The organism is Streptomyces cellostaticus, assembly GCF_001513965.1.
Taxonomy (GTDB): Bacteria; Actinomycetota; Actinomycetes; order Streptomycetales; family Streptomycetaceae; genus Streptomyces; species Streptomyces cellostaticus.
In genome coordinates, this window is record NZ_KQ948090.1 from 1 (window position 1) to 6433 (window position 6433).

Genomic DNA, 6433 nt, shown 5'->3' on the forward strand with positions numbered 1-6433 from the left:
TAGTGCTCTGACCGCATAGGTTCGCCGGGTTGGCGGTTGGAGCGGTGGGCGGGCGGTGACGTTCGGTGCGACGCCTGGGCCGTTTCCTGACATGCCTTGGAAAAAGTTGCGGGGCCGCTGTCGATCCGGCCACGTCCCGTTCGACGTCATGATGTGCGGCGCCTCGCCGCACGATGGCGCGACAGGACTGACGAGGACACACGTGGATCAACTGCTGAGAGTCATGAACTTCAACGTCTCGAGTGACGGAATCGGTGCCGGTGAGCACCAGAGTCTCGAGCGGCCGTTCGGCCACGACCATCCCGAGAGGCTGTTCGCCTGGGCCGGAGCCACGGCGAGCTGGCCCATGCGCACGGATCCCGGGGGGAGTAGGGGCCTCGACGACTACTTCACGCGGGACTTCGCGCGCAACATCGGCGCCGAGATCATGGGCCGCAACAAGTTCGGGCCCCAGCGCGGGCCCTGGCAGGACCATGAGTGGCGCGGCTGGTGGGGCCAGGAGCCCCCGTTCCGCACCCCGGTGTTCGTCATGACCCACCACACGCGTCCGTCGTTCACGCTCTCCGACACCACGTTCCACTTCGTCGACGGCAGCCCGGCCACGGTCCTCGAACGGGCGCGGGAAGCGGCGCAGGGCCAGGACGTCCGGCTCGGTGGCGGGGTCACCACCATCCGGCAGTTCCTTGATGCCGGCCTCGTCGACACCATGCATGTGGCGGTCTCGCCGGTGAAGTTCGGGTCCGGACTGCGACTGTGGGAGTCCCCCGATGAGCTGCTCGACCGGTTCCACCTGGAGGTCGTGCCCAGCCCGAGTGGTGTGACGCACCACCTGTTCTGGCGAAGGTGACGCGAGGGCCCGCTTGAGTTCAGGCCGCGGCTGCGAGGGGGTGTCCGCCCCAGCGGATGCCCTTCTCGCTGCGGATGCGGGCGCGTTCCTTGCGTTCGGCGGCCAGGTCGTCGCGGTGGCGGGCGTTGTCGTTGCGCCAGCGCAGGTAGGCATGCAGGGCCCGGGTCTGCACGGTGTGGTTGGGATAGTTCGAGTGGGCGATAGTGAACTGTCTCAGCGGTCCGAAGTGCGCCTCGATCGGGTTCGCCCACGAGGCGCAGCCGTTGGGGTGAAGCACAGCTCGACCTTGTGCTTCTTCGCCCAGCGACGGGATGTCGGCGCCTTTATGGGCGGACAGGTTGTCCAGGACTACGCAGATCGGGGCGCCGTCGGGCCGGGCGGCGCGGATCGACTTCAGCGCGGCCGGCGTGTTCGCGGCACCTTTCTTGCGGCAGTTGATGCCCCACAGGCGGTCGTCGCCGACCGAGTAGCAGCCGTGGAAGCAGCGCACCCTGTGGGTGCGGTGGTAGGTGGCAGGCACTCGGTCGGGATGTTTCCGTTCGACCCAGCCCGATCCTGCGGTGGGCCGGATTCCGAGCGGGCCGAACTCATCGAAGGCGAACGCCCGGTCGGGGAAGCGGTCCAGGACCTCCTCGATCCGCTCCAGCTTCGCCTCGCGGTCCGGGTCGGGGGATTCCTTCCAGGTCTTGGTGCGCTGGAAGGTGACACCGCGGCGGGCGAGCAGGCTGCGTAACGCCTCGCGGCCGATCCAGATCACCCGGCCGTGGACTTTCCGCAGGCAGGCGACGAAGTTTGGGGATGGACCAGCGGGTGAAGGGCTGGCCGAGCTTGTGGGGCGGGTGGTGGCCGTCTGGATGACGAAGTCCTCGTCGTCAGGCTTGAGCAGGCGGGGACGGCCTCCCGCCCACTTAGGGTCCAGGCAGGCCAGGCCGATCTCGTTGAAACGGTGGATCAGGTCCCGAACGGTGTCTTCGTCGGCCTGCACCAGCTGGGCGATCACCGGCACGCGGTTCCCGCCGGCCGAGGCCAGCAGCATCATCGCGCGCCGGTAACGCACACCGAACTGGTACTGCCGCGACGCACGATCTGCTGCAGCTTCTGCCCCTCCTGGTCGGTCAGTCTGCGCACACGGACTGGCTCAGCCACCGCGCCTCCAGCGGTCGGATCGGACGTCCCCGCACATCCAACCGTCACGATGGCCAACCCGGCGAACCTATGCGGTCAGAGCACTAGCTAGTAGGCAGTTCCGCGGGCGGTATCAGCGTGGGGGCGGTTCCGGCACCTCGGTCACTGTCTCCTCCTCGGCGTGTTTGCGCAGGCATGCGGTGAGGTAGCTTGCGCGCAGATGTCCTGGCCGGTCAGAACGGCCGTTGAGGCTCCGCTCCGGCTGGCCGGGTCGGAGCCTCTGCGCATGGGAAAGGGAATCCGCTGCGGCAGGGTTGGAGTCACCTCGCCGAGCTGGTGCTACGTCCCCGTCAGGCCGGTGGCGTCGTCCAATCAGGGCGGTGTCGGGACGCAGTCGGGACACAAGGACAGGAACAGACTGACAAAGACGAAGGGGTGCCGACACGCCCCACCCCTTCTGACCTGCAAAAACGTCATGAATGAGCGTGGACAGGCAAGGGCCGCCAAGATCCTCAAAGGACTCATAATCCGTCGGCCGTGGGTTCGAGTCCCACCCGCCCCACCCAGGCAGGTCTCTGACCTGCGGAAACGTCTCAGCGGGGCTGCGGATTCAGGACTTTGGGCCAACGGACTGAATCCGCTGCTCGCGAGTTCAGTGGTGCTCCGCAGGCCGTAGTTGGCGCTGCGGTGACCTGCACTGATGAGTCGGCCCATGGCCAGGCAGGCCCGGCAGGCGGGCTCAGTCAGGGGCTGGACGGAAGAGTTGGGACGCTGTTGGGACGCGGGGTTAAGGAAGAGCTCGTGAGACGGCCGTCACGCCGGGCCCCGCCGCGAGTGCCGACGCCGTGATGAGCAGGTTTGTGGTGGCGCCGACGACCAAGTCGCGCCGGATCCGGTAGTTCGTCCCCTTCATGTGGTCGGTTGATCGCCGCTTCACTGGGAGCTTGGGAGCCGACCGTCAGCACCTACCAGCTGCCCCTTGGAATCCACAGCAGGAGCGGGCTGATCGCAGCAGTACGTACAGGCGCCCGGGGAGTCACCCCGCGTGCCGGGCGGCAAAAACTGTCCGATCTGAAAACGGCCCGGCAAGAGCGCCGGATGAGCCCCGGGCGTGCTCACATCAGCTGAACCCGTGAGTAGACGACGCACCAAGCACGCCGAGACCGTCCAGCGCCTCTCCGCCTCCGAGGGGAACGTCCACCAGATGTCCACGATCAAGGGGAAGCTTCACCTGGAGCCGGTGCTGGCGAACAAGACGATCGACTGGGATCTGATCCGCCAGCAGTACGACCAGATCGTCAAGTACACCACCGTGCTCCGCCTGGGCAAGGCCGAGGCCGAGTAGGTGCTGCGACGCTTCACCCGGGGCGGCCCGAAGCGCCCCACCTACCAGGCGGTCTGGGCGTGCTCGGGCGATGCGACAACGCGGCGGGGTACCGTGCCTGGGGGCACCTCCCAGCGGTAGCTGGGGGAGTCGCGGGGCCCGTGCTGACCCATCGGGCATGCCCTAAGACCCTGTTCGGCTGCCTGCGCGCGGGGCCCCGTGAGGCAGGGGCGACCGAGGGGGCCGCCCCTGGTCCGGTTCAGTCGCCGATGGTGACCTCGAGGGACATCTCGCCCAGGACGACCCGGTCGTTGCCGGTGTTGTTGCGGCCGTCTGTGGCCCTCCTGCCTCCGGTCTTCACGCCTCTCACGGTGACCTTGTGGGTGCCCATCTCCAGGTAGCGGAAGACGTGCTCCGCCTTAAGCGGGTATGGCACGTCCTTGCCGACAACGCTGATGGACTCGGAGCGGGTATTGCCACTGGGCTGGGTCAGGGTCAGCGTGATGTCCATCTTCGGTTCCCAGCCGGACGCCAGCTTGTTGTTCTCCCCGAACCAAGCGACGGAGTCCCAGATGTAGGGGACCGCCTCGTAGGTGACGGTCACCTCGTGACTGCGGCCACTCTGGCTCACCTCGGCGGCGAGGAAGGCCTTGACCTTTGAGACTCTGTCTTTATCCCCCTCGAATTCCTTCGTACCCTGAGCCGGATTACGGACGGTTGTCATGCGCTAGCCCCTTCTGACTGCCCTCAGTACAGCTACGTACGGTGAGCATAGTGACACTCAGCGCCACGACGTGCAGGTGTTCGCAATCCCCTGACTGGATTCCGCCCCGGATTTTCACGACACGCCCCAGGGCCTGTCTGATCGGTCGGTGACGAACCGGGCTGCCGATCGTTCAGGGCAGTGTGGGGCGAGGTGATCTGACCGGCTCTGAATGGGCCCAGCTGGAGCCATACTTGCCGATGAACGCCGGTCGGGGCGGACGGTGGAAGGACCACCGGCAGGTCATCAACGGGATCTTGTTCCGCATACGGACAGGCATCCCTTGGCGGGACCTTCCAAGGAGGTTCGGGAGCTGGCAGACCTGTTACGACCGGCACCGGCGCTGGTCGGCACGGTACATGGGAGAGGATCTTCCGGGTTGTCCAGGCTGATGCCGACGCGGAAGGCCGTATCGACTGGTCCATGGTGAGTGTGGATTCCACCGTGTGCCGGGCGCACCAGCACGCCGCTGGCGCACGCAAGCAGGCGCCTCGCAAGTCCGGCAAGCGCGCCCGGCCCGCCCAGCACCGTTCGGACGAAGCCCTCGGCCGTTCACGTGGCGGGCTGACAACGAAAATCCACCTGGCCGGTGAGAGCGGACTACGGCCGCTGGCCGTGCTGGTCACACCCCGACAATGGGGTGACGCCCCCCAGATGATCCCGGTTCTGGAGCGTATCCGCGTGCCCCGCCCTGCCGGCGGCCATCCCCGCACCCGGCCGGACCACGTGAGCGGTGACAAAGCGTACTCATCGCGCCGCAACCGCCGTTACCTGCGGCGTCGACAGATCAAGCACACCATTCCCGAGCGCCGCGACCAGCGGGCCCACCGTCAACGCCGTGGCAGCAACGGCGGTCGGCCCGCCGGTTTCGATCCGACGCACTAGGGGCAATGCAGTTGCTTTAGTTGTGTCGTCTCATCAGCTTGGTGCCACGCTCGCGCGGGCGCAGGGCCCTAATCAAGCACGCGGAGGGGCCCGCCGCCCGTCCGTGGGCGCTCCTCCTCCGCCACCCGGGACACCGTAGTGACCTCCTTCCGACCGGGAGCGTTGACTGGGCATGACCACCACCGCGAAGCGAGCCGCCGTGACGGCCGCCCTCCTGACCGCCGTCCTCGCCGCTACGGCCCCGGCCGCGGACGCCCAGACCCAGCCCACGCCTTCCGACCCCCACGCCGTGCACACCGCCGATGGCGAACACGCCCGCGGTCGGGGGGTCATCTACTACGAGGTGGAGCCGTCGTTCCCCGCCATCCCCTCGGCCGCCGACAAGAACGTCCTCAGGGCCGAAGCGACCCAGAACACCCTCAAGGCCGAACAGGCCCGCCTCAACCAAGGGGGCCTGTACAACTGGATGGAACGAGGCTTCCAGCTGAGGAACATGCAAATCGAGGATGTGCTCAACCGGCCCACCGTGGCGTAGAGGGCGCCTGCCCTTTCCCGAGCCGGGCGGGCATCGGTGACGACTGGACCATCGGCACCTGACCTGGCCGGAGTCGCAAACCGGCCCCGGCTAGGCCTCGGGGCCAGTGCCCGAGACTTGCTACTCGTCAAGGCCCGCAGGAACGCCGGAACGCACCCGTCGGCCGCCTCTGTGTACCGGGCGCTCGCCGACGCCAGGGAACAGCCGCCGCGGGCTCAGACCGCACGGCCACCCGGACACCTGGTCGACCCTCCCGTGTCCGGGCGCTCAGGGCTTTAAGATCAGCTCATTGCCCCTTTGACCCGTATCTCGCTACCCCCAGAGCACGGGTCTCCCGGCCCGCCGGTTGGTCTTGGCCTTCTTGGTCTGGTTGAGGACCCAGCGGCCCGGCTCGACCGCCCCCCGTTTGGCGCGGGTCCGCAGTACGGGCCACCGGTTGGGCTTCTTGATCGCCCGTGGGCAATTCCGGTTCCGGCGGGCTGGGAGCAAGCGGCTGCGTGCCTCTTGCCGAGCCTCGGCGAGGGAGCGGGTGAGCTTGGCCGTCGTGGCTCCGTGCTGCGATGGAACGCTTCGGCGGACGATGCGGTCGCACTTGAGGTAGGAGATTCGATCCGCGTCCCCGGCGGGGCCGGCGAGGGCTGCTGCGTGGGCGAACCGGCGGATCGCACGGTGAACGTGTGGGCGAATTCGACGGACCAGAAGCCGCGGTCGGTGATGACCAGGTCCCCGGAACTGGTGCAACTGGCCAGCGGGTAGGCAAGGCTCCGCTCGCCATCGCGGTAGCCGCCGAGGCGGGCATCTAGTACCAATGCCGTGTAGTTAGGCGCTGAGCTGTTGTGTCAAGGCGCCTGAAGCAGAGATGGAGCTCCTGCTAGAACCGTGTCGACCAAGATCACTGTTCAGCAGGAGCTCCATTGGACGCCAAGTCTGTCATTTCTCATGAGGTAGCGGTTG

General features: G+C 67.4%; 4 protein-coding genes and 2 pseudogenes. 4 read left to right on the forward strand and 2 right to left on the reverse strand.

Annotated features, from left to right (window positions below; genetic code table 11):
- Nucleotides 1-202 precede the first annotated feature (202 nt).
- The gene (locus AQI88_RS42070) at nt 203-847 is read left to right on the forward strand and encodes a dihydrofolate reductase family protein (protein ID WP_067011105.1); all 645 of its coding nucleotides are present in this window, start codon (nt 203-205) and stop codon (nt 845-847) included.
- Between the two features lie 19 nt (nt 848-866).
- On the opposite strand, the gene AQI88_RS42075 is transcribed toward AQI88_RS42070, so the two are convergent.
- The gene (locus tag AQI88_RS42075; RefSeq protein ID WP_244184649.1) at nt 867-1904 is read right to left on the reverse strand and encodes an IS630 family transposase; all 1038 of its coding nucleotides are present in this window, start codon (nt 1902-1904) and stop codon (nt 867-869) included.
- Between the two features lie 1296 nt (nt 1905-3200).
- Between AQI88_RS42075 and AQI88_RS48380 the strand changes: the two are divergent.
- Nucleotides 3201-3314, forward strand: a pseudogene (locus tag AQI88_RS48380) (Tn3 family transposase); the annotation flags it as partial.
- Nucleotides 3315-3555: 241 nt separating this feature from the next.
- Here the strand turns inward: AQI88_RS48380 and AQI88_RS42085 are convergent.
- On the reverse strand, nt 3556-4020 hold the full coding sequence (locus AQI88_RS42085) for a hypothetical protein (RefSeq protein ID WP_159050592.1): 465 nt from the start codon (nt 4018-4020) through the stop codon (nt 3556-3558).
- 182 nt (nt 4021-4202) lie between these two features.
- Between AQI88_RS42085 and AQI88_RS44575 the strand changes: the two are divergent.
- Both AQI88_RS44575 and AQI88_RS42090 read left to right on the forward strand, forming a co-directional pair.
- Nucleotides 4203-4938: pseudogene (locus tag AQI88_RS44575) on the forward strand (IS5 family transposase); the annotation flags it as partial.
- A 178-nt stretch (nt 4939-5116) separates the two neighbouring features.
- Complete coding sequence (locus tag AQI88_RS42090; protein WP_067011111.1) at nt 5117-5479, forward strand: hypothetical protein; 363 nt, start codon at nt 5117-5119, stop codon at nt 5477-5479.
- Nucleotides 5480-6433: the final 954 nt, after the last annotated feature.

Bases quoted from the DNA above. Each gene is read 5' to 3' on its own strand.
- AQI88_RS42090 (WP_067011111.1), top strand. From the start codon at position 5,117: ATGACCACCACCGCGAAGCGAGCCGCCGTGACGGCCGCCCTCCTGACC.
- AQI88_RS42085 (WP_159050592.1), bottom strand. From the start codon at position 4,020: ATGACAACCGTCCGTAATCCGGCTCAGGGTACGAAGGAATTCGAGGGG.